This window comes from Burkholderia perseverans (assembly GCF_022870505.1).
Lineage (GTDB): Bacteria > Pseudomonadota > Gammaproteobacteria > Burkholderiales > Burkholderiaceae > Burkholderia > Burkholderia plantarii.
In genome coordinates this window covers 3572342-3591914 of the sequence record NZ_CP045094.1, presented here as the reverse complement: position 1 = coordinate 3591914, position 19573 = coordinate 3572342, and the positions used below count along the sequence as shown (strand labels likewise).

Below are 19573 nucleotides of genomic sequence, written 5' to 3'. Positions count from 1 at the left end.
TTCGACGCTCGGCGCGTCGCGCCGCCCCGTGTTCTCGTCCGGGGCGAGCGTTGCGCCGCCGCCCAAAGCGCACCGGTTTTCATTAGACGGAGTACCACAATGCCTCTCGTATCAATGCGTCAACTGCTGGATCACGCGGCAGAGCATGGCTATGGCCTGCCGGCATTCAACGTGAACAACCTGGAGCAGGTGCAGGCGATCATGGCGGCGGCCGACCAGGTCGGCGCGCCCGTGATCATGCAGGCGTCGGCCGGCGCCCGGAAGTACGCGGGCGAGGCGTTCCTGCGCCATCTGATCGAATCGGCGGTCGAGTCGTATCCGCACATTCCGGTCGTGATGCACCAGGATCACGGCCAGTCGCCGGCGGTCTGCCTCGCGGCGATCCGCAGCGGCTTCTCGAGCGTGATGATGGACGGCTCGCTGGAGGCCGACGGCAAGTCGGTGGCGTCGTATGAATACAACGTCGACGTGTCGCGCAAGGTCGTCGAGATGGCGCACGCGATCGGCGTGACGGTCGAGGCCGAACTCGGCGTGCTCGGCTCGCTCGAGACCATGAAGGGCGACAAGGAAGACGGTCACGGCGCCGACGGCACGATGACGCGCGAGCAGCTGCTGACGGACCCGGAGCAGGCGGCCGACTTCGTCAAGCAGACCCAGTGCGACGCGCTGGCGATCGCGATCGGCACCTCGCACGGCGCCTACAAGTTCTCGAAGAAGCCGACCGGCGATATCCTGTCGATCGAGCGGATCAAGGAGATCCACGCGCGGATCCCGAACACGCACCTGGTCATGCACGGTTCGTCGTCGGTGCCGCAGGAACTGCTGGCCGAGATCCGCGAGTTCGGCGGCGACATGAAGGAAACCTACGGCGTGCCGGTCGAGGAAATCCAGGAAGGCATCAAGCACGGCGTGCGCAAGATCAACATCGACACCGACCTGCGCCTGGCGATCACCGGTGCGATCCGTCGCTACCTGTTCGAGAACCCGTCGAAGTTCGATCCGCGCGACTACCTGAAGCCGGCCCGCGAAGCGGCCAAGCAGGTCTGCGTGGCGCGCTACCTCGCGTTCGGCTGCGAAGGCCAGGCCGCGAAGATCAAGCCGGTGGCGCTCGACAAGATGGCCGAGCGCTACAAGGCGGGCGAGCTGGCCCAGCTCGTGCGCTAACATAGATGTCGTGGCCGCCCGGTGCATCGGGCGGTTTTCGGCCGGAAGCCTTGCCGCCGTTCCCGCCTGTCGACGGGGAACGGCGTTTCCCTTTTTGTTTGGCTCACATTTTCTGCGAAACGACGATGTCTACCCTTTACGAATCCACGCTCCGTTCGCTGCCGCTCCTCGGGCGCGGCAAGGTCCGCGACAACTACGCGGTCGGCACCGACAAGCTCCTGATCGTGACGAGCGACCGCCTCTCGGCGTTCGACGTGGTGATGGGCGAGCCGATTCCGAACAAGGGGCGCGTGCTGAACCAGATGGCCAATTTCTGGTTCGAGAAGCTCTCGCACATCGTGCCGAACCACCTGACGGGCGACGCGCCGGAAGCGGTGGTGGCGGCCGACGAGGTCGCGCAGGTCGAGGGCCGCGCAGTGGTGGTCAAGCGCCTCGAGCCGATCCTCGTCGAGGCGGTGGTGCGTGGCTACCTGGCCGGCAGCGGCTGGAAGGACTACCAGGCCACCGGCGCCGTGTGCGGCGTCGAGCTGCCGCCGGGCCTGCAGAACGCGCAGAAGCTGCCTGAGCCGATCTTCACGCCGGCCGCCAAGGCCGAGCTGGGCCATCACGACGAGAACATCAGCTACGACGAATGCGAGCGCCGCATCGGCACCGAGCTGACCGCCACGATCCGCGACATCTCGATCCGCCTCTACAAGGAAGCGGCCGACTACGCGGCCACGCGCGGCATCATCATCGCCGACACCAAGTTCGAGTTCGGCCTCGACCAGCACGGCAAGCTCTACCTGATGGACGAGGCGCTGACGGCCGATTCGTCGCGCTTCTGGCCGGCCGACCAATACCAGGTCGGCACCAATCCGCCGTCGTTCGACAAGCAGTACGTGCGCGACTGGCTCGAAACCCAGGACTGGCCGAAGGCGCCGCCGGCGCCGAAGCTGCCCGACGAAGTGATCGCGCGCACCAGCGCGAAGTATCAGGAAGCGCTCGAGCGCATCACGGGCCACGCGCTCGCCTGAGCGCGCCGGCCCCCGCGGATAACGAAGGAAACGCCGTACATGAGTGAAGTCCAGACCGCCCACACGCACAGCGCGCCGCTCGTCGGCGTGCTGATGGGTTCCAGTTCCGATTGGGACGTGATGAAGCATGCCGTCGCGATCCTGCAGGAGTTCGACGTGCCCTACGAGGCGAAGGTCGTCTCCGCGCACCGGATGCCCGACGAGATGTTCGCGTATGCCGAACAGGCGCGCGAGCGCGGGCTGCGCGCGATCATCGCCGGCGCGGGCGGCGCGGCGCACCTGCCCGGCATGCTCGCCGCGAAGACCACGGTGCCGGTGCTCGGCGTGCCGGTGGCGAGCAAGTACCTGAAGGGCGTCGATTCGCTGCACTCGATCGTGCAGATGCCCAAGGGCGTGCCGGTGGCCACCTTCGCGATCGGCGAGGCGGGCGCGGCCAATGCCGGCCTGTTCGCCGTGTCGCTGCTGGCCGGCACCTCGGCCGATTACGCGAACCGGCTCGCCGCGTTCCGCGTGCGCCAGAACGAAGCCGCGCACGCGATGGTGCTGCCGCCGCTGTAAGCGGCGCGGCCCCCGAAGTCCCCCACGGCGGCGCGTCCGACGACGCCCGCCGCGCTTGATCACTGACATGACTGCACATTCCACTCCGGTTTCACCGATCCTGCCCGGCGCCTGGCTCGGCATGGTCGGCGGCGGCCAGCTCGGCCGCATGTTCTGCTTCGCCGCGCAGGCGATGGGCTATCGCGTCGCCGTGCTCGATCCCGACGCGACGAGCCCCGCCGGCGCCGTGGCCGACCGCCACCTGCGCGCGGCCTACGACGACGAGGCCGCGCTCGCCGAACTCGCCGCGCTGTGCGCGGCCGTGTCGACCGAATTCGAGAACGTGCCGGCCGCGAGCCTCGATTTCCTGGCCCGCACCACGTTCGTCGCGCCGGCCGGCCGCTGCGTGGCGATCGCGCAGGACCGGATCGCCGAGAAGCGCTTCATCGCCGCCTCGGGCGTGCCGGTCGCGCCGCACGTCGTGATCGAATCGGCCGACGCGCTGGCCGCGCTCGGCGATGCCGAACTCGACGCCGTGCTGCCCGGCATCCTGAAGACGGCCCGCCTGGGCTACGACGGCAAGGGCCAGGTGCGCGTGGCGACGGCCGCCGAGGCGCGCGCCGCGTTCGCCTCGCTGCGCGGCGTGCCGTGCGTGCTGGAGAAGCGCCTGCCGCTCGAGTACGAGGTGTCGGCGCTGATCGCGCGCGGCGCCGACGGCCGCTCGGCCGCGTTCCCGCTCGCGCAGAACACCCACCACGACGGCATCCTGTCGCTGACGGTGGTGCCGGCGCCGGCCGCCGACGCCGCGCTGGTCGCCGCCGCGCAGCAGGCGGCGGTGCGGATCGCCGATTCGCTCGACTACGTCGGCGTGCTCTGCGTCGAGTTCTTCGTGCTCGAGGACGGCACCATGGTCGCCAACGAGATGGCGCCGCGCCCGCACAACTCCGGCCACTACACGGTCGATGCCTGCTCGGCGAGCCAGTTCGAGCAGCAGGTGCGCGCGATGGCGCGGCTGCCGCTCGGCAACCCGCGCCAGCATTCGCCGGCCGCGATGCTGAACGTGCTCGGCGACATCTGGTTCGCCGACGGCGCGAGCGAGGCGGTCACGCCGCCGTGGGAGCACGTCGCCGCGATGCCGGCCGCGCACCTGCACCTGTACGGCAAGGAGGAGGCGCGCGTGGGCCGCAAGATGGGCCACGTGAACTTCACCGCCGAGACGCTCGACGCGGCGCTCGCGGCCGCGCACGACTGCGCGCGGCTGCTGCGCGTGCCGCTCGACTGAGGGCGCGCCGCGATGACTTCCGACGCCCGTCCGACGCCCGCCGGCCACGCGCCCGATGCCCCCGATGCGCCGGGGGGGCTTGGCGTGCCGGCCGCACGGATCGACGAGGCCGCGGCGCGGCTTGCCGCCGGCGAACTCGTCGCGTTCCCGACCGAAACCGTCTACGGCCTCGGCGGCGACGCCGAATCGCCGCAGGCGGTCGCGCGCATCTACGCGGCCAAGGGCCGGCCGGCGAACCATCCGGTGATCGTCCACCTGCCGCCCGGCGGCGACCCGGGCTACTGGGTGCCGGCGCTGCCGGCCGACGCGCGCAAGCTGATCGAGGCGTTCTGGCCCGGCCCGCTCACGCTGATCCTGAAGCGCGCCGCGCACATTCCCGACGCGGTCAGCGGCGGGCAGGACTCGGTCGGGCTGCGCTGCCCGTCGCATCCGGTCGCGCAGGCGCTGCTCGCGGCGTTCAGCGCGCGGCGCGCCGGCCATGGCGGCGTCGCCGCGCCGTCCGCGAACCGCTTCGGCCACGTCAGCCCGACCACCGCGCAGCACGTGCGCGACGAGTTCGGCGATACGGTCCACGTACTCGATGGCGGCGCGGCCGAGGTCGGCATCGAATCGACGATCCTCGACCTGTCGCGCGGCTTCCCGGCGCTGCTGCGGCCCGGCCACGTCACGCCGCGGCAGATCGCCGAGGTGCTCGGCACCATGCCGCGCCTGCCGGACGGCGGCGACGCCGGCGCGCCGCGCGCCTCGGGCACGCTGAAGGCGCACTACGCGCCGCGCACGCCGCTCGCGCTGCTGCCGTTCGGGCGGCTCGCGCCGCTGCTCGACGCGGCCGCGGCGGCCGGCGAGCCGGTCGCGCTGGTGGCGCGCACCTCGAGCGCCGGCGCCTGGGCCACGGCCGGCGGCGTGCATTTCGTGGCCGCGCCGGAAGACCCGCAGGCCTATGCGCGCGAGCTCTACAGCCTGCTGCGCGCGCTCGACCGCGCGAGCGTGACACGGATTCTCGTCGAGCAGCTGCCCGACACGCCGGAATGGATCGCCGTGAACGACCGGCTCGGCCGCGCCGCCGCCGCGTTCGAGCACGGCGCCGGCACGGGGCACTGAGCCGCGGCGCCCCGAAATCCGGTTTTCCATGAAAAACGCCCGGCGCATTGCGCCGGGCGTTGTCGTTTGACGCGCCGGTCGGCGCGGATGTCGGTGCTTACTTCGGCGCGCCCACGCCGGCCGCCGTGATCTGCTGCTCGACGAACTGCGCGAACAGCGCATGCAGGCGCGTGGTCGGGTGGACCGTGTCGGCGAACATGTAGGTCTGGTCGGCGTTCGCGACCGTGTAGGTCTGCGGCGAGCAGAACAGCGACGAGGCGAACGCGCTCGGCTGCGCGACGCCGGCCTTGGTCGCGGCGGCGGCCATCGCGTCGAGGTTGCAGGCGGTGCCGGTGTTGCCGACCGAGAAGCCGTTGGCCGCGAAGTTCGCGCCGATGCCGTCCTGCCAGGTGAAGGTGTCCATCAGCTTGACCTTCGTGGTGTCGACGTTCAGTGCCGTCAGCGTGGCCGCCAGCGTCTGGTTGAAGAGCGCCGAGAGCTGCGTGAGCGCGGCCGCCGTGGCCGCGCCGCCCGCCACCGCGAGCGGCGTGGTGCCGATGTCGGGCATGTTCGAGACGAACACGTGGGCCGCGCCCGACGAGGCGATCTGCGCGACGATCCCGCCCAGCTGCTGCGCGGCAAGACCCACCGCCTGCGCCGCCGCGAGCTGCGCGGCCGGCGTGCTGCCGGCCGCCTGCGCGATCTGCGCCTGCAGCAGGATGTCGTTCGCGCCGCCGTTCACGAGCACGATCTGGTTCGCGTTGAAGCTGCCGTACTGCTGCAGGTATTGCTGGAGCTGGGTCGAGATCGGCGTGGTGGTGGCCTGCGCGAAGTCGGCGTTCGCCACCGACGCGTCGGCGTGGCCGATGCCGGGCTGCTGCGTCACGCGCGAGCCGCCCTGCGCGTAGCCGAGGCCGCCCGTGGCCTGCAGCGGCACGCCGAACCCGCCTTCGTAGGCCGGCTTGAGCGTGTCGCCGTAGAACTCGGCCACTTTCTGGGTCCAGACTTCGCCCGGATTGGTGGTGAAGCGGCCGCCGCCGAAGCCGAGCAGGATCTGCGGCGAGTAGGTGCCGACGTCGGACAGGCTGTCGCCGAACGACACGACCTGCATCTTCACGCTGGCCGTCGGGGTGGGCGCGGCGTTGTCGTCACCGCCGCCGCAGGCGGCGAGCAGCGCGAGCACGGCGCTCGCGATCGCCAGCTGGGCCGTGCGCTTCAGGCGGCTCGGCAGGCGGGGCGTGGCGGTGGGTGTCGGCTTCATGCATTCATCTCCTCGTATAGATATGGCCAGACTGCTTTGTGTTACGCGTCGTCGGACGCGTGGTGCCCGATGTCCGGCGGCACGGCGGCGGGTCGCGCCGTGTCTTCCGGCCCCCGTCGGGCCGCGGCGGCCGCGGATGGCGGCGCGCCGGTAACCTGCGCATGATAAGCGCTCGCCCATTCGGGCGCTCCGAAAATCGCGCGCCACTTGTTGCGCGCGCCGGCGACCGAGATCGCGTCGGCGGCCATCGAGCGCCATTCGTGGAACGTCGCGACGAGCGGATTGTTCGAGTTCAGCGGCTCGACGATGCCGTAGACCGGCGCGTCGCGCGGATCCTCCTCGACGTAGCTGCCGAACAACCGGTCCCAGATCACCAGCACGCCCGCGTAGTTGCGGTCGATGTAGCGCGGGTTGCGCGCGTGGTGCGCGCGATGGATCGACGGCGTGTTCAGGACGGTTTCGAGCCAGCCGAGCTTCGGAATCGTCTGAGTGTGGACGAAGAACTGGAACGCGAGATTGATCAGCACGATGCCGACGATCTGCTGCGGCGCAAAACCGAGCAACGCGAGCGGCAGCCAGAACAGCCACATGCCGGCCACCGGATACATCAGGCTCTGGCGGAACGCGGTCGAGAAGTTGAGCCGCTCCGACGAGTGGTGGACCACGTGCGCGGCCCACAGCCAGCGCACCCGGTGGCTCGCGCGATGGAAGCCGTAGTAGAGCAGGTCCTGCGCGATGAACAGGACCACGAACGACAGCCAGCTCGCGGGCCACGTGAAGACGCGGTAGTGGTCGTAGCAGTAGGCGTAGATCGGGATCACCACGAGCCAGGCGAGCTTGTCGGCGCCCTGGTGCATCAGCGCGAGCGCCGCGTTGCAGAGCGTGTCGCGCCAGCCGTAGACGGCGTCCCGCGGGCGTGTGCGCGCCAGGTGCCACGCTTCCCAGCCGATGCAGAGCAGGAACACGGGCGCCAGCGCGAGCAACAGCAATTCGACGTTGAATTGCATGGGCGTCTCCCCCTCTTCGAGTCTGGTCAGCCATCGCCCCGGCTCGTTCATGGCCGGCCGGGTTGGATGCAGAGCCAAAGCCTACGCAATCGCCGCGCCGGGCGCGACAAGTTCCGTAGAGGGAGTGTTCGGGGGAGGGTTTGCCCGCAAGCGCGGCGGGACGGGGCGCGGGCGGTGTCGCGCGCGGGCTGCTTCAGGGGCGGGCGCCGCCCGGCGGTGGCATTTGGGCGGGCGGATGAACCGAAGGCCGGAGTGGGCTGACTCGCCTGCTCGCGCGCCGGATTCCGGCTGACGTGGGCGCGTGCGCGGCGGCCCGCCGAAGCGAGCCGTCGCATCCGTTCACTCGCCGCCCGGCCCCGCGTAGACCCATTCGAGCAGCGCGTCGTGGGCCGCGCGCGCGGCGGCCGCGTGCGCGTCGTTGATGAAGCTGACCACCACGTAGCTGTTGCCGTCGGCCGAGGCCACGTAGCCGGCGATCGCGCGCACGTCGCGCAGCGTGCCGGTCTTGATGTGCGCGTTGCCGAGCACGGGCTGGTTGGTCAGGCGGCGCTTCATGGTGCCGTCCACGCCGACGATCGGCAGCGATTCGACGAACGACTGCGCCACCGGGCTCGCGTTGGCGGCCTGCAGCAGCGCGGCCAGCGACTGCGCGCTGATGTGCTCGTCGCGCGACAGGCCCGAGCCGTTGTCGAGCACCAGTTCCGGCATCGCGATGCCGCTCCTGGCGAGGAACGCGCGGATCACGCCGGCCGACTGCTCGGGCGTGGCGGGCGGCTTGCCCTCGAGCGCGCCGAGCGACAGGAACAGGTTGCGCGCCATCGTGTTGTTGCTGTTCTTGTTGATGTCGTAGACGATGCTCGACAGCACCGGGCCGTGGTGGACGGCCACCGGGCGCGCCGTGTTCGGTACCTTGCCCTCGAGGATGCGGCCGTTGAAGGTGCCGCCCGTCGAGCGCCACAGCGCGAGGAAGCCCTGCGAGAAGAACTGCGAATGATCGAGCACGGCGATGTTGGTCGTGATCGGTTCGCAGTGCTGCGGGAAGCGGCCCGCGAAGCTGGCGGTCAGCGCGCCGTTCGCGTCGGTCGAGAGATGCGGGCGCGCGGCCGCCGCGGCCGCCGCGCATGAGCCGCCGCCCTCGCTGACGTCGTTGTCGATGGTCAGGTTCGCGAGCGGCGGCACCACGTCGATCGCCACCGCGCCGCTGTCGCTCGGCGTGACCGTGAACGACAGCGACTTGAACGCGTAGAGCAGCGGGTCGGGGCCGACGTTGTACGGCGCGTAGGTGTCGTCGTCGAACGCGGGCAGATCGCGCGTGGACGGCGCGAAGAAGGTCTTGTCGAGCACCAGCGCGCCGTCGACGTTGACGATGCCGGCGCGGCGGATCTTGTCGACCAGGTCGATCAGTTCCTCGGGCACCAGCTTCGGGTCGCCGGTGCCCTTGATGTAGAGGCTGCCGTGCAGCGTGCCGGTGGGATCGACCGTGCCGTCGGCCCAGGCGCTGGTGCGGTAGCGGTAGTCGGCGCCGAGCATCGCGAGACCCGAGTAGGTGGTCACGAGCTTCATGGTCGAGGCCGGCAGCATCGGCCGCTCGCCGTTCCAGTTCACCACCGGCGCGCGCGCGCCGATCTTCTCGACCACTACGCTGATGGCCGAGGCCGGCACGTGGGCGCGCTGCAGCCCGGCCAGCACCGAGGCCGGCAGGATGCCGCGCGCGGCGGCCACGCTGGCGGCGGGGGCGGCCGCCACGGCCGCCGCGTGCTTCGCGGCGCGCGGTTTCCTGCGCGCCTCGGCCGGCGCGGCGAACGCGAGCGCGGCGCAGGCGGCCAGCACGAGGGCGGCGCGCCCGTGGCGCGCGCGGGAATGAAGGACAACGGTAAGACGGCGGATAGGATTCATCGACGAACGAGTAGGGCGAAGCCGGCCGACTTTGACCGGAAGCGCACATTGTAGAGACAAGCATCGCGGGCGGGATGACGAAATGCGCCGCGCGGGGCGCTACAATGGCCGCCATTGATTGCGGCGTCACGGATGCGGACACGATGCGAATACTGCTGGTCGAAGACGACAGGATGATCGCCGAGGGCGTGCGCAAGGCGCTCAAGGCCGACGGCTGCGCGGTGGACTGGGTGCAGGACGGCGAGGCCGCGCTGACCGCGCTCGGCGGCGAGACCTACGACCTGATGCTGCTCGATCTCGGGCTGCCCAAGCGCGACGGCGTGGACGTGCTGCGCACGGCGCGCTCGCGCGGCCACGCGCTGCCGGTGCTGATCATCACCGCGCGCGACGCCGTGTCGGACCGCGTGAAGGGGCTCGACGCCGGCGCCGACGACTATCTCGTCAAGCCGTTCGACCTCGATGAACTGGCCGCGCGCATGCGCGCGCTGATCCGCCGTCAGGCCGGCCGCAGCGAATCGGTGATCCGCCACGGCGCGCTCACGCTCGACCCGGCCTCGCACCAGGTCACGCTCGACGGCGCGCCGGTGGCGCTCTCGGCGCGCGAGTTCGCGCTGCTCGAGGCGCTGCTCGCGCGGCCCGGCGCCGTGCTCTCGAAGAGCCAGCTCGAGGAGAAGATGTACGGCTGGGGCGAGGAGATCGGCAGCAACACCGTGGAGGTCTACATCCACGCGCTGCGCAAGAAGCTCGGCTCGGACCTGATCCGCAACGTGCGCGGGCTCGGCTACATGGTCGTCAAGGAATCGTAGCGCGTGCGGTCGATTCGTCATCAATTGCTGATCTGGCTGCTCGCGATCGTGGTCGCGGGCGTCGGCGCGGCCGGCTGGTTGATCTACCGGCAGGCGCTCGCCGAGGCCAACGAGCTGTTCGACTACCAGCTCCAGGAGATCGCGGCGGCGCTGCCGTCCGAGCCGTTCTCGCAGGTGTTCGGCTCGCGCACCAACGGCGGCGACGAGGGCATCGTGATCCAGATCTGGAATCGCAACGGCAACCTCATGTACTTCTCGCACCCGCGCGCGCCGATCGCGCCGCGCGCGGAGCTCGGCTTCTCGACCGAACACACCGATCGCGGCGAATGGCGCGTGTACGGCGCGATCGTCGGCGACAACGTGGTGCAGCTCGCGCAGCCGGTGTCGGTGCGCAACCGGCTCGCGGCCAGCGTCGCGCTGCGCACCGTGTGGCCGCTGATCGTGCTGCTACCGTTCCTCGGCGCGGCGGTCTGGATGATCGTCGGGCGTGGCATGCGGCCGTTGCGGCGCGTCACGCGCGCGGTCGAATCGCGCCGCCCCGAGGCGCTCGACCCGCTGCCCGACGCGCGCCTGCCGCAGGAGGTGCAGCCGCTCGTGCATGCGCTGAACGGGCTGCTATCGCGGCTCGCCGCCGCGCTCGACACGCAGAAGGCGTTCGTCGCCGATGCCGCCCACGAGCTGCGCACGCCGCTCGCCGCAGTGCAGATCCAGGCCCAGCTGGTGGCGCGCGCGCAGGACGACGAGACGCGCCGCGAGGCGCTCGCCGACCTGCAGAGCGGCGTCACGCGCGCCACGCGCCTGGCCGAGCAACTGCTCGCGCTGGCGCGCTCGGAGCCCGACGGCGCCACCGTGGTCGAGCCGGTCGCGCTCGACGAGGTGCTGGCCGGCTGCGTCAGCGCCCATGCGGTCGTCGCGCAGAAGCGCGGCATCGATCTCGGCATCGAGGGCACCGAGCCGGCCGTGGTCGACGCCGATATCGGCGCGCTGCGCGTGATGTTCAACAACGTGCTCGACAACGCCGTGAAGTACACGCCCGACGGCGGCCGCATCGACGTCTCGCTCGGCTTCGCGCCGGACGGCCGCGCGCTCGTGCGGGTCGCCGACAGCGGGCCGGGGATTCCGCCCGACGAGCGCGAGCGCGTGTTCGACCGCTTCTACCGCGACTCGTCCGCGCGGGCGCGCACCGACGTGTCGGGCAGCGGCCTCGGGCTCGCGATCGTCAAGCGCGTGGCCGCGCAGCAGGGCGCCGTGGTCACGCTCGGGGAATCGGGCGCGGGCGGGCTGCTGGTGGAACTCGCGTTCGGCGCTGCGCGGCGCTCGTGAAAGCTGTTTGAAGGCCGCCCGGCGTGGGCTTGCGCTCTGTCCCCGGTTCGGTTAAGCCTCCTTTAAGACAGCGCCGTTACGCTGCGAACCAACGATGAGGAGGTAGCACGATGAACACCCGTTTCCTGGCGCGCAGCGCCGTTGCCGTGGCCGTCGCGGCCGCATTGTCCGCAGGTTATGTCGCCGGCACGCATCACGCGCAGCCGCCTCAGATCATCACGCCGGCCGCGGCCGCCGCGCTGATGCCGGCCGAGGCCGCCGCGAAGACCGGCATCCCCGACTTCTCGGGGCTCGTCGAGACCTACGGTCCGGCCGTCGTTAACATCAGCGCGAAGCACGTCGTGAAGGCGTCGGCGCGGCGCGGCGGCGGTGGCCCGCAGCAGCTGCCGATCGATCCGAGCGATCCGTTCTACCAGTTCTTCAAGCACTTCTACGGCCAGGTGCCGGGCATGGGCGGCGGCGGCCAGACCGACGACCAGCCGAGCACGAGCCTCGGCTCGGGCTTCATCGTCAGCCCGGACGGCTACATCCTCACCAATGCTCACGTGATCGACGGCGCCAACGTGGTCACCGTCAAGCTGACCGACAAGCGCGAGTACCGCGCCAAGGTGATCGGCTCGGACAAGCAGTCCGACGTCGCGGTGCTGAAGATCGACGCCACCGGCCTGCCGGTCGTGAAGATCGGCGATCCGCAGCAGAGCAAGGTCGGCCAGTGGGTGGTGGCGATCGGCTCGCCCTACGGCTTCGACAACACCGTCACCTCGGGCATCATCAGCGCCAAGTCGCGCGCGCTGCCCGACGAGAACTACACTCCGTTCATCCAGACCGATGTGCCGGTCAACCCCGGCAACTCGGGCGGCCCGCTGTTCAACCTGCAGGGCGAGGTGATCGGCATCAACTCGATGATCTACTCGCAGACGGGCGGCTTCCAGGGCCTGTCGTTCGCGATCCCGATCACCGAGGCGATCAAGGTCAAGGACGAACTGGTGAAGACCGGCCACGTGAGCCGCGGCCGGCTCGGCGTGGCGGTGCAGGGCCTCGACCAGACGCTGGCCAGTTCGTTCGGGCTGCCGAAGCCCGACGGCGCGCTGGTCAGCTCGGTCGATCCGAAGGGGCCGGCCGCGAAGGCGGGCCTGCAGCCCGGCGACGTGATCCTGGCCGTCAACGGCGTGCCGGTGCAGGACTCCACCATGCTACCGGGACAGATCGCGAGCCTGAAACCGGGCACCAAGGCCGACCTGCAGATCTGGCGCGACAAGTCGAAGAAGGACGTTTCGGTGACGCTGACCTCGCTGGCGGATAATCAGCAGACCGCCAGCAACGACGGCCCGGCCGAGCAGGGGCGCCTGGGCGTGGCGGTGCGGCCGCTGAGCCCGCAGGAACGCGCCGGCACCTCGCTCACGCACGGGCTGGTGGTGCAGCAGGCCACCGGGCCGGCCGCGAACGCCGGCATCCAGCCGGGCGACGTGATCCTGGCCGTGAACGGCCGGCCGGTGACGAGCCCCGAGCAGTTGCGCGACGCGGTGAAGAACGCCGGCAACAGCCTCGCGCTGCTGATCCAGCGCGACGACGCGCAGATCTTCGTGCCGGTCGACCTGAGCTGAGCGGCCTGATCCGGCCGGTGCGGGCTCGGGCCAGTCTGTGCCAAGCTATGTCCGGGCCGGATGGCGCGCTGTGCCGCCCGGCCAGTCTACGTCGCGGCGCGCGTGAGCGCGCCGCTCCCGATTTCCCGACCCAGTAAGGAGACGAACGATGCAACAACAACGCGTTTCGAAGTACGTGCTTGCCGTGGCGCTGGCTGTCGGCCTCGTCGGCGGAGCTTATGCGCAGTCCGACGCCGGGCTGCCGGACGTGCAGCAGCAGGGCAGCGTCGGCTACGTGTCGGGCGGCGTCGGTCTCGACGAGTCGACCGCGTTCCAGCGCGCCTCGCACCACTGGCCGCTGTCGCTGCGCTTCACCGGCAAGGGCGGCGAGTTCCTGTCGGGCGTACACGTGTCGATCGTCGGCCACGGCGGCGACGAGGTGCTGAAGGCCGACACGCGTGGCCCGTACATGCTGGTGCGGCTCGCCCCGGGCAGCTACAAGATCACCGCGACCTACAACGACAAGACGCAGACGCGCAGCGTCAGCGTGCCGGCCAAGGGCGGCGCGAAGGCGGCGTTCTCGTGGGGCGGCTGATGACGTCGGCTGCCGTCATGCCGGCGGCAGTAACGTCGACGTAAGCGGCCCGACGCGCGATCTCCTCACGCGATCGCGGCGTTTCCGAGATAATGAAAACCACGGCTCAGGCCGTGGTTTTTTTTCGTCCGCCGCCGGCTCGCCGGCCGGCATGGCATCGCAGGCGGCGCGCGGCGACCGCGGATTTCGAGGAGAGGCATGGAGCTGAACGACGCGCTGCGCATTCCGCTTGCGCCGTCGGATGTCTGGGCGGCGCTGCAGGACCTGGCGCTGCTGCGGGCGAGCGTCGAGCATTGCGAGGCGCTGGCCAGGCTTTCCGCTGACGATTACACGTTCGTGCTGACGGTGCCGCTCGGGCCGCTGCGCGCGCGTTACGACGTCCGCGCCCACCTGCGCTCGCCGTCCGCGAGCCGGCCGCGCCGCGCGTTCGAGTTCATCGCGCGCAGCGAGGGCATCGGCATGCTGCGCGGCCAGTTCGAGATCCGCCTCGCCGCCTGGCGCAGCGGCGACACGTTCGGCACGCGGATCCACTACGGGATGCGCGCCACCGCCACCGGCGCGCTGGGCGCGCTGCCCGCGCGCCAGATCGAGCATGCGCTGCAGAGCCTCGCCGAGGACTTCTTCTCCGAATTCAGCGCGAGCCTGCTGGCCCGCTACGGCCTCGCGCCGAATCTCGCAACGGTCGAGCCGCGCCGCCGCCACGTGTTCCTGCGTCCCGACGAGCTGACGGCCGCGCTGCGCCGCGCGCGCGCACATTCATCGGCGCTCGGCGGCGCGTTGACGGGCCGCGCGCCCGGCGCGCTGCCCGGCGGGCGACCGGCGGGCCATCCGCTGCCGCCGTGGGCGTGGGGGGGATTGGTCGTCCTGGTGATCGTGCTGCTGGGGCTGGCGCACTGGTTTTCCGGCGGGGCGTGATGGCCGGCGCGGGATGAGGTGCGGGATCCGTGCGGGAAAGAAGACGGGAGGCGCATTCGGCGGCAACGGCCGGTGACCCTTGCCACGTCGGCGGGCCGCTCAGCCCGGCAGCGGCGCGCGCCGCATCGCCGGGCTCAGGCTCAGCATGTCGAACACGGCGTCGACGAGCCGTTCCGCGTGCTGCTCCGCATCGATCTCGTCGGGCAGCATCAGCATGTCGCGCACGAAGCCGCTCACCAGCGTGTGCAGCATCAGCGTGGCGCGCCAGGTGTCGAGGTCGGCCGGCAACTCGCCGCTCGCCACCGCCTGCTTCAGGTCGCCCTCGATGTTGTGCAGCGCCTCGGACATGCCGGCGCGGTTGCGCTGCAGCAGCGGCTCCATGTCGGCCACGTACTCGCACTTCATGAACAGGATGCTGAACACGCGCCGCAGCTGCGAATCGCGCGCCACGCCGAGCAGGCACCAGACCAGGATCTTGCGGATCCGGCCGAGCGGATCGGCGCGGGGCTTGTCCGAAGTCGCCTTCAGCTCGTCGATCGGCAGGAACACGCGATCGAACATCGCGTCGAACAGCTCGCTTTTGTTGGCGAAGTGCCAGTAGATCGCACCGCGCGTGACGCCGGCGTGCTGGGCGATGTCGGCGAGCGTCGTGTGCGACACGCCTTTCTCGAAGAACACGTGTTCGGCGGCGTCGAGGATGCGGTTGCGGGTTTCGAGCGCTTCCTCTTTGGTGCGTCTGACCATTGCGAGTGCCTGTGGTGACGTCGTTCGACGTCGGAAGTGATGAACGGGATTGGCTGTCGATTGATTCGGATTGTGCAAGAATCGGCGCGACGTGGCTGGTTACGTAATCGTCGGTAATTTGTAAGCAGTTGTATCGTCCATGATCTACTTTTACATACATACATGAACGTATATACAATACCACCCACGCTCGAACTCCCCAAGCAGTCGATCGAAACCCTCGCGGCTATCAGTTAATATCGCTTTCGCTGATTTCCTCCCGTATCTGCGCCGCGGCTGTCACGCGGCGTCTCCCGGCACAGCGGTTGGTGTGCCGTTGTCGTATTCGCAGTCCAGCATCTGGTGGGTTCGATCAGCGCCGCAAGGCGCGTTCGTGTCGTGGCTACAGCCCGCACTCAATTCTTTTGTTACAAACGAGGTCGCTCCATGCGCGTCGAACGGGTTCCATACCGCTTAATCAGTGTTGCCGCGGCAGCCGTATTCCTTGCCGCTTGTGGAAAAAAACAACCGGCACCGCAACAACAGATGCCGGAAGTCGGCGTCGTGACGGTGCAGCCGCAATCGGTACCGGTGGTCAGCGAGTTACCGGGTCGCACCAACGCGTTCCTGGTGGCCCAGGTCCGGGCGCGCGTCGACGGCATCGTGCTGCGTCGCGAATTCACCGAAGGCGGTGACGTGAAGGCCGGCCAGCGGCTCTACAAGATCGACCCGGCGCCGTACCTCGCCACGCTCAACAGTGCCAAGGCCACGCTCGCGAAGGCCCAGGCGAACCTGGTCTCGACCAACGCGCAGGCCGCGCGCTACAAGGTGCTGGTGGCCGCCAACGCGGTCAGCAAGCAGGACTACGACAACGCCGTGGCCTCGGCCGGCCAGGCCGCGGCCGACGTCGCGTCGGGCAAGGCGGCGGTGGACACCGCGCAGATCAACCTCGGCTACACCGACGTGCTGTCGCCGATCTCGGGCCGCGTGGGGATCTCGCAGGTCACGCCGGGTGCCTACGTTCAAGCCAGCGCGGCGACGCTGATGTCGACCGTGCAGCAGTTCGATCCGATGTACGTCGACCTCACGCAGTCGAGCCTCGACGGCCTGAAGCTGCGCCAGGACATCCAGAGCGGACGCGTGAAGACGGCCGGCCCGAACGCGGCGAAGGTGTCGCTGGTGCTCGAGGACGGCAAGACCTACTCGGCTGAAGGCAAGCTGCAGTTCACCGACGTGACGGTGGACCAGACCACCGGCTCGGTGACGATCCGCGCGATCTTCCCGAACCCGAACCACGTGCTGCTGCCGGGCATGTTCGTGCGCGCGCGCATCGAGGAAGGCGTCAACGACAACGCGTTCCTGGTGCCGCAGATCGGCGTGCAGCACGACCCGAAGGGCCAGCCGACCGCGCTGGTGGTGGGCCAGGACAACAAGGTCGCCACCCATGTGCTGAAGACCGCCGGCACCTACGGCCAGGACTGGATCGTCGAGGGCGGCCTGCAGGCGGGCGACCGCGTAATCGTGCAGGGCGTGGCGAAGGTGCAGCAGGGCATGACCGTCAAGCCGGTGGCCGCGCAGCTGCCGGCCGATCCGAACGCCGCTTCCGACGCCGGCGCCGCGCAGGCACCGGCCGGTGCCGCATCGGGCGCATCGGGCGCGGCGGCATCCGCGGCGGGCGCATCCGCCGCGAAGTAACGAGGGGTCTCAAATGGCAAAGTTTTTTATCGATCGGCCGATCTTCGCGTGGGTGATCGCGATCGTGCTGATGCTCGCGGGCGTCGCATCGATCTTCACGCTGCCGATCTCGCAGTACCCGACGATCGCGCCGCCCGCGGTGCAGATCACGGCGAACTATCCGGGCGCGTCGGCGAAGACGGTCGAGGACACGGTCACGCAGGTGATCGAGCAGCAGATGAGCGGCCTCGACAACTTCCTGTACATGTCGTCGACCAGTGACGATTCGGGCAACGCCACCATCACCATCTCGTTCGCGCCGGGCACCAACCCGGACATCGCGCAGGTGCAGGTGCAGAACAAGCTGTCGCTGGCCACGCCGATCCTGCCCCAGGTGGTGCAGCAGCTCGGCCTGAAGGTCACGAAGTCCAGCACGAGCTGGCTGATCTGGATCGCGTTCAACTCCGACGACGGCAGCATGGGCCGCAACGACCTGACGAACTACGTCGCCTCGCACGTGCTCGATCCGATCAGCCGCCTGAACGGCGTCGGTCAGACGCTGCTGCTCGGCTCGCAGTACGCGATGCGGATCTGGCTCGACCCGAACAAGCTGACCAACTTCAGCCTGACGCCGTCCGACGTGACGGCCGCGATCACGGCGCAGAACGTGCAGATCGCGGGCGGCCAGATCGGCGGCACGCCGGCCAAGCCGGGCACGGTGCTGCAGGCCACCATCACCGAGCAGACGCTGCTGCAGACGCCGGAGCAGTTCGGCAACATCCTGCTGAAGGTGAACCAGGACGGCTCGCAGGTGCGCCTGAAGGACGTGGCGACCATGAACCTCGGGGCGGAGAACTACAACTTCGACACCAAGTACATGGGCCAGCCCACGGCCGGCCTCGGCATCCAGCTGGCCACCGGCGCCAACGCGCTGGCCACGGTCGATGCGATCAAGGGCAAGGTGCAGGAGCTGTCGAAGTACTTCCCGCACGGCATGGTGGTGCATTACCCGTATGACACGACGCCGTTCGTGCGCCTGTCGATCGAGGAAGTGGTCAAGACGCTGCTGGAAGGCATCGTGCTGGTGTTCCTCGTGATGTACCTGTTCCTGCAGAACCTGCGCGCGACGCTGATCCCGACCATCGCGGTGCCGGTGGTGCTGCTCGGCACGTTCGCGATCATGGCGGCGGCGGGCTTCTCGATCAACACGCTGTCGATGTTCGGCCTGGTGCTCGCGATCGGCCTGCTGGTGGACGATGCGATCGTGGTGGTGGAGAACGTCGAACGCGTGATGGTGGAGGACGGCCTTTCGCCGAAGGAAGCCACGAAGAAGGCGATGGGCCAGATCACCAGCGCGCTGGTGGGCGTGGCGCTGGTGCTGTCGGCGGTGTTCGTGCCGGTGGCGTTCTCGGGCGGCTCGGTGGGCGCGATCTACCGGCAGTTCTCGCTGACGATCGTATCGGCGATGGTGCTGTCGGTGCTGGTCGCGCTGATTCTCACGCCGGCGCTGTGCGCGACCATCCTGAAGCCGGTCGAGAAGGGCCATCACGAGGAGAAGAAGGGCTTCTTCGGCTGGTTCAACCGCAACTTCGACAAGGGCCGCGAGAAGTATCACGTGGGCGTGCATCACGTGATCAAGCGCTCGAGCCGCTGGCTCGTGATCTACCTCGCGGTGATCGTCGGCGTCGGCTTCCTGTTCGTGCGGCTGCCGAAGTCGTTCCTGCCGGACGAGGACCAGGGCTACATGTTCATGATCGTGCAGACGCCGCCGGGCTCGACCCAGGAGACCACCGCGCGCACGCTGGCCGACATCACCACGCACATGGCGACGCAGGAAAAGGACGTGGTGGATTCGGTGTTCACCGTGAACGGCTTCAGCTTCGCGGGCCGCGGCCAGAACGCCGGCCTCGTGTTCGTCAAGCTCAAGCCGTTCGAGGAGCGCCGCAGCGCCGACCGCAAGGTGCAGGCGCTGCTGAAGCGGACCATGGGCCACTACGCGACCTACAAGGACGCCGTGGTGATCCCGTTCAATCCGCCGTCGATTCCGGAACTCGGCACCGCCGCCGGCTTCGACTTCGAGTTGACCGACAACGGCGGCCTTGGCCACGATGCGCTGATGGCCGCGCGCAACCAGCTGCTCGGGATGGCCGCGAAGGATCCGGCGCTGGCGCTGGTGCGCCCGAACGGCCTCAACGACACGCCGCAGTTCAAGGTCGACATCGACCGCGAGAAGGCCAACGCGCTCGGCGTGACGCCGGCCGCGATCGACCAGACCTTCTCGATCGCGTGGGCCTCGCAGTACGTCAACAACTTCCTCGATACCGATGGCCGGATCAAGAAGGTGTACGTGCAGGCCGACTCGCCGTTCCGCGTCACGCCCGAAGACCTGAACATCTGGTACGTGCGCAACAGCGCGGGCGGGATGGTGCCGTTCAGCGCGTTCGCGACCGGCCACTGGACCTACGGTTCGCCGAAGCTGGAGCGCTACAACGGCATCTCGTCGGTGGAAATCCAGGGGCAGGCGTCGCCGGGCAACAGTACCGGCCAGGCGATGGCGGCGATGGAGAAGATCTCGCAGAAGCTGCCGAACGGCATCGGCTACTCGTGGACGGGCCTGTCGTTCCAGGAACTGCAGTCGGGCTCGCAGGCGCCGATCCTCTACGCGATCTCGATCCTGGTGGTGTTCCTGTGTCTGGCGGCGCTGTATGAGA

16 protein-coding genes are annotated in these 19573 nt (G+C 69.5%); 12 read left to right on the top strand and 4 right to left on the bottom strand.

The genetic code is table 11. From position 1 onward, the window contains the following. Positions 1-99 precede the first annotated feature (99 nt). The 5 genes from fba to BpN12_RS30540 all read left to right on the top strand — a co-directional run bounded on the left by fba (position 100) and on the right by BpN12_RS30540 (position 5100). Complete coding sequence (gene fba, locus BpN12_RS30560; RefSeq protein WP_246795860.1) at positions 100-1164, top strand: class II fructose-bisphosphate aldolase; 1065 nt, start codon at positions 100-102, stop codon at positions 1162-1164. Between the two features lie 125 nt (positions 1165-1289). Continuing rightward, the gene (locus BpN12_RS30555) at positions 1290-2180 is read left to right on the top strand and encodes a phosphoribosylaminoimidazolesuccinocarboxamide synthase (protein WP_246795859.1); all 891 of its coding nucleotides are present in this window, start codon (positions 1290-1292) and stop codon (positions 2178-2180) included. Between the two features lie 39 nt (positions 2181-2219). Beyond that, positions 2220-2738 (top strand): 5-(carboxyamino)imidazole ribonucleotide mutase, encoded by a 519-nt coding sequence (gene purE, locus BpN12_RS30550; protein ID WP_246795858.1) that lies wholly within the window; start codon positions 2220-2222, stop codon positions 2736-2738. A gap of 67 nt (positions 2739-2805) precedes the next feature. Beyond that, positions 2806-3999 (top strand): 5-(carboxyamino)imidazole ribonucleotide synthase, encoded by a 1194-nt coding sequence (locus tag BpN12_RS30545; RefSeq protein ID WP_246795857.1) that lies wholly within the window; start codon positions 2806-2808, stop codon positions 3997-3999. Positions 4000-4011: 12 nt separating this feature from the next. Continuing rightward, entirely contained in the window at positions 4012-5100 is a 1089-nt protein-coding gene (locus BpN12_RS30540; protein ID WP_246795856.1) for an L-threonylcarbamoyladenylate synthase, read from the top strand. A gap of 97 nt (positions 5101-5197) precedes the next feature. Here the strand turns inward: BpN12_RS30540 and BpN12_RS30535 are convergent, their stop codons facing one another. The 3 genes from BpN12_RS30535 to dacB form a co-directional block, all read right to left on the bottom strand. Next, positions 5198-6340: an SGNH/GDSL hydrolase family protein gene (locus tag BpN12_RS30535; RefSeq protein WP_246795855.1), complete on the bottom strand. Its 1143-nt coding sequence runs from the start codon at positions 6338-6340 to the stop codon at positions 5198-5200. A gap of 41 nt (positions 6341-6381) precedes the next feature. Beyond that, positions 6382-7347 carry a sterol desaturase family protein gene (locus BpN12_RS30530; RefSeq protein WP_246795854.1) on the bottom strand — a complete coding sequence of 322 codons (966 nt, stop codon included), beginning with the start codon at positions 7345-7347 and terminating at the stop codon, positions 6382-6384. A gap of 339 nt (positions 7348-7686) precedes the next feature. Next, positions 7687-9243, bottom strand: a complete 1557-nt coding sequence (gene dacB, locus BpN12_RS30525; protein ID WP_246795853.1) for a D-alanyl-D-alanine carboxypeptidase/D-alanyl-D-alanine endopeptidase — start codon at positions 9241-9243, stop codon at positions 7687-7689. Between the two features lie 143 nt (positions 9244-9386). Here dacB and BpN12_RS30520 point away from each other — a divergent pair, with 143 nt between their 5' ends. From BpN12_RS30520 to BpN12_RS30500, 5 genes are all read left to right on the top strand, one after another. After that, a complete protein-coding gene (locus tag BpN12_RS30520; protein ID WP_042625885.1) occupies positions 9387-10049 on the top strand; it encodes a response regulator in 663 nt (220 codons plus the stop codon). 3 nt (positions 10050-10052) lie between these two features. Further along, entirely contained in the window at positions 10053-11372 is a 1320-nt protein-coding gene (locus BpN12_RS30515; RefSeq protein WP_246795852.1) for an ATP-binding protein, read from the top strand. A gap of 110 nt (positions 11373-11482) precedes the next feature. Further along, positions 11483-12976, top strand: coding sequence for a DegQ family serine endoprotease (locus tag BpN12_RS30510; RefSeq protein ID WP_246795851.1), 1494 nt, complete (start codon positions 11483-11485; stop codon positions 12974-12976). A 148-nt stretch (positions 12977-13124) separates the two neighbouring features. After that, positions 13125-13550, top strand: coding sequence for a carboxypeptidase regulatory-like domain-containing protein (locus tag BpN12_RS30505; protein ID WP_246795850.1), 426 nt, complete (start codon positions 13125-13127; stop codon positions 13548-13550). Positions 13551-13748: 198 nt separating this feature from the next. After that, on the top strand, positions 13749-14465 hold the full coding sequence (locus tag BpN12_RS30500) for an SRPBCC family protein (RefSeq protein WP_246795849.1): 717 nt from the start codon (positions 13749-13751) through the stop codon (positions 14463-14465). A gap of 99 nt (positions 14466-14564) precedes the next feature. Here the strand turns inward: BpN12_RS30500 and BpN12_RS30495 are convergent, their stop codons facing one another. Then, positions 14565-15209 carry a TetR family transcriptional regulator gene (locus tag BpN12_RS30495; protein ID WP_246795848.1) on the bottom strand — a complete coding sequence of 215 codons (645 nt, stop codon included), beginning with the start codon at positions 15207-15209 and terminating at the stop codon, positions 14565-14567. A gap of 426 nt (positions 15210-15635) precedes the next feature. On the opposite strand from BpN12_RS30495, the gene BpN12_RS30490 reads away from it, so the two are divergent. Together BpN12_RS30490 and BpN12_RS30485 are read left to right on the top strand one after the other, a co-directional pair. Further along, the gene (locus BpN12_RS30490; RefSeq protein ID WP_246795847.1) at positions 15636-16883 is read left to right on the top strand and encodes an efflux RND transporter periplasmic adaptor subunit; all 1248 of its coding nucleotides are present in this window, start codon (positions 15636-15638) and stop codon (positions 16881-16883) included. 13 nt (positions 16884-16896) lie between these two features. After that, the coding region (locus tag BpN12_RS30485; protein WP_246795846.1) for an efflux RND transporter permease subunit at positions 16897-19573 on the top strand (2677 nt) is incomplete at its 3' end.

Bases quoted from the DNA above. Each gene is read 5' to 3' on its own strand.
- BpN12_RS30510 (WP_246795851.1), top strand. From the start codon at position 11,483: ATGAACACCCGTTTCCTGGCGCGCAGCGCCGTTGCCGTGGCCGTCGCG.
- BpN12_RS30505 (WP_246795850.1), top strand. From the start codon at position 13,125: ATGCAACAACAACGCGTTTCGAAGTACGTGCTTGCCGTGGCGCTGGCT.
- BpN12_RS30540 (WP_246795856.1), top strand. From the start codon at position 4,012: ATGACTTCCGACGCCCGTCCGACGCCCGCCGGCCACGCGCCCGATGCC.
- dacB (WP_246795853.1), bottom strand. From the start codon at position 9,243: ATGAATCCTATCCGCCGTCTTACCGTTGTCCTTCATTCCCGCGCGCGC.
- BpN12_RS30555 (WP_246795859.1), top strand. From the start codon at position 1,290: ATGTCTACCCTTTACGAATCCACGCTCCGTTCGCTGCCGCTCCTCGGG.
- fba (WP_246795860.1), top strand. From the start codon at position 100: ATGCCTCTCGTATCAATGCGTCAACTGCTGGATCACGCGGCAGAGCAT.
- BpN12_RS30530 (WP_246795854.1), bottom strand. From the start codon at position 7,347: ATGCAATTCAACGTCGAATTGCTGTTGCTCGCGCTGGCGCCCGTGTTC.
- BpN12_RS30495 (WP_246795848.1), bottom strand. From the start codon at position 15,209: ATGGTCAGACGCACCAAAGAGGAAGCGCTCGAAACCCGCAACCGCATC.
- BpN12_RS30490 (WP_246795847.1), top strand. From the start codon at position 15,636: ATGCGCGTCGAACGGGTTCCATACCGCTTAATCAGTGTTGCCGCGGCA.
- BpN12_RS30535 (WP_246795855.1), bottom strand. From the start codon at position 6,340: ATGAAGCCGACACCCACCGCCACGCCCCGCCTGCCGAGCCGCCTGAAG.
- purE (WP_246795858.1), top strand. From the start codon at position 2,220: ATGAGTGAAGTCCAGACCGCCCACACGCACAGCGCGCCGCTCGTCGGC.
- BpN12_RS30500 (WP_246795849.1), top strand. From the start codon at position 13,749: ATGGAGCTGAACGACGCGCTGCGCATTCCGCTTGCGCCGTCGGATGTC.
- BpN12_RS30520 (WP_042625885.1), top strand. From the start codon at position 9,387: ATGCGAATACTGCTGGTCGAAGACGACAGGATGATCGCCGAGGGCGTG.
- BpN12_RS30545 (WP_246795857.1), top strand. From the start codon at position 2,806: ATGACTGCACATTCCACTCCGGTTTCACCGATCCTGCCCGGCGCCTGG.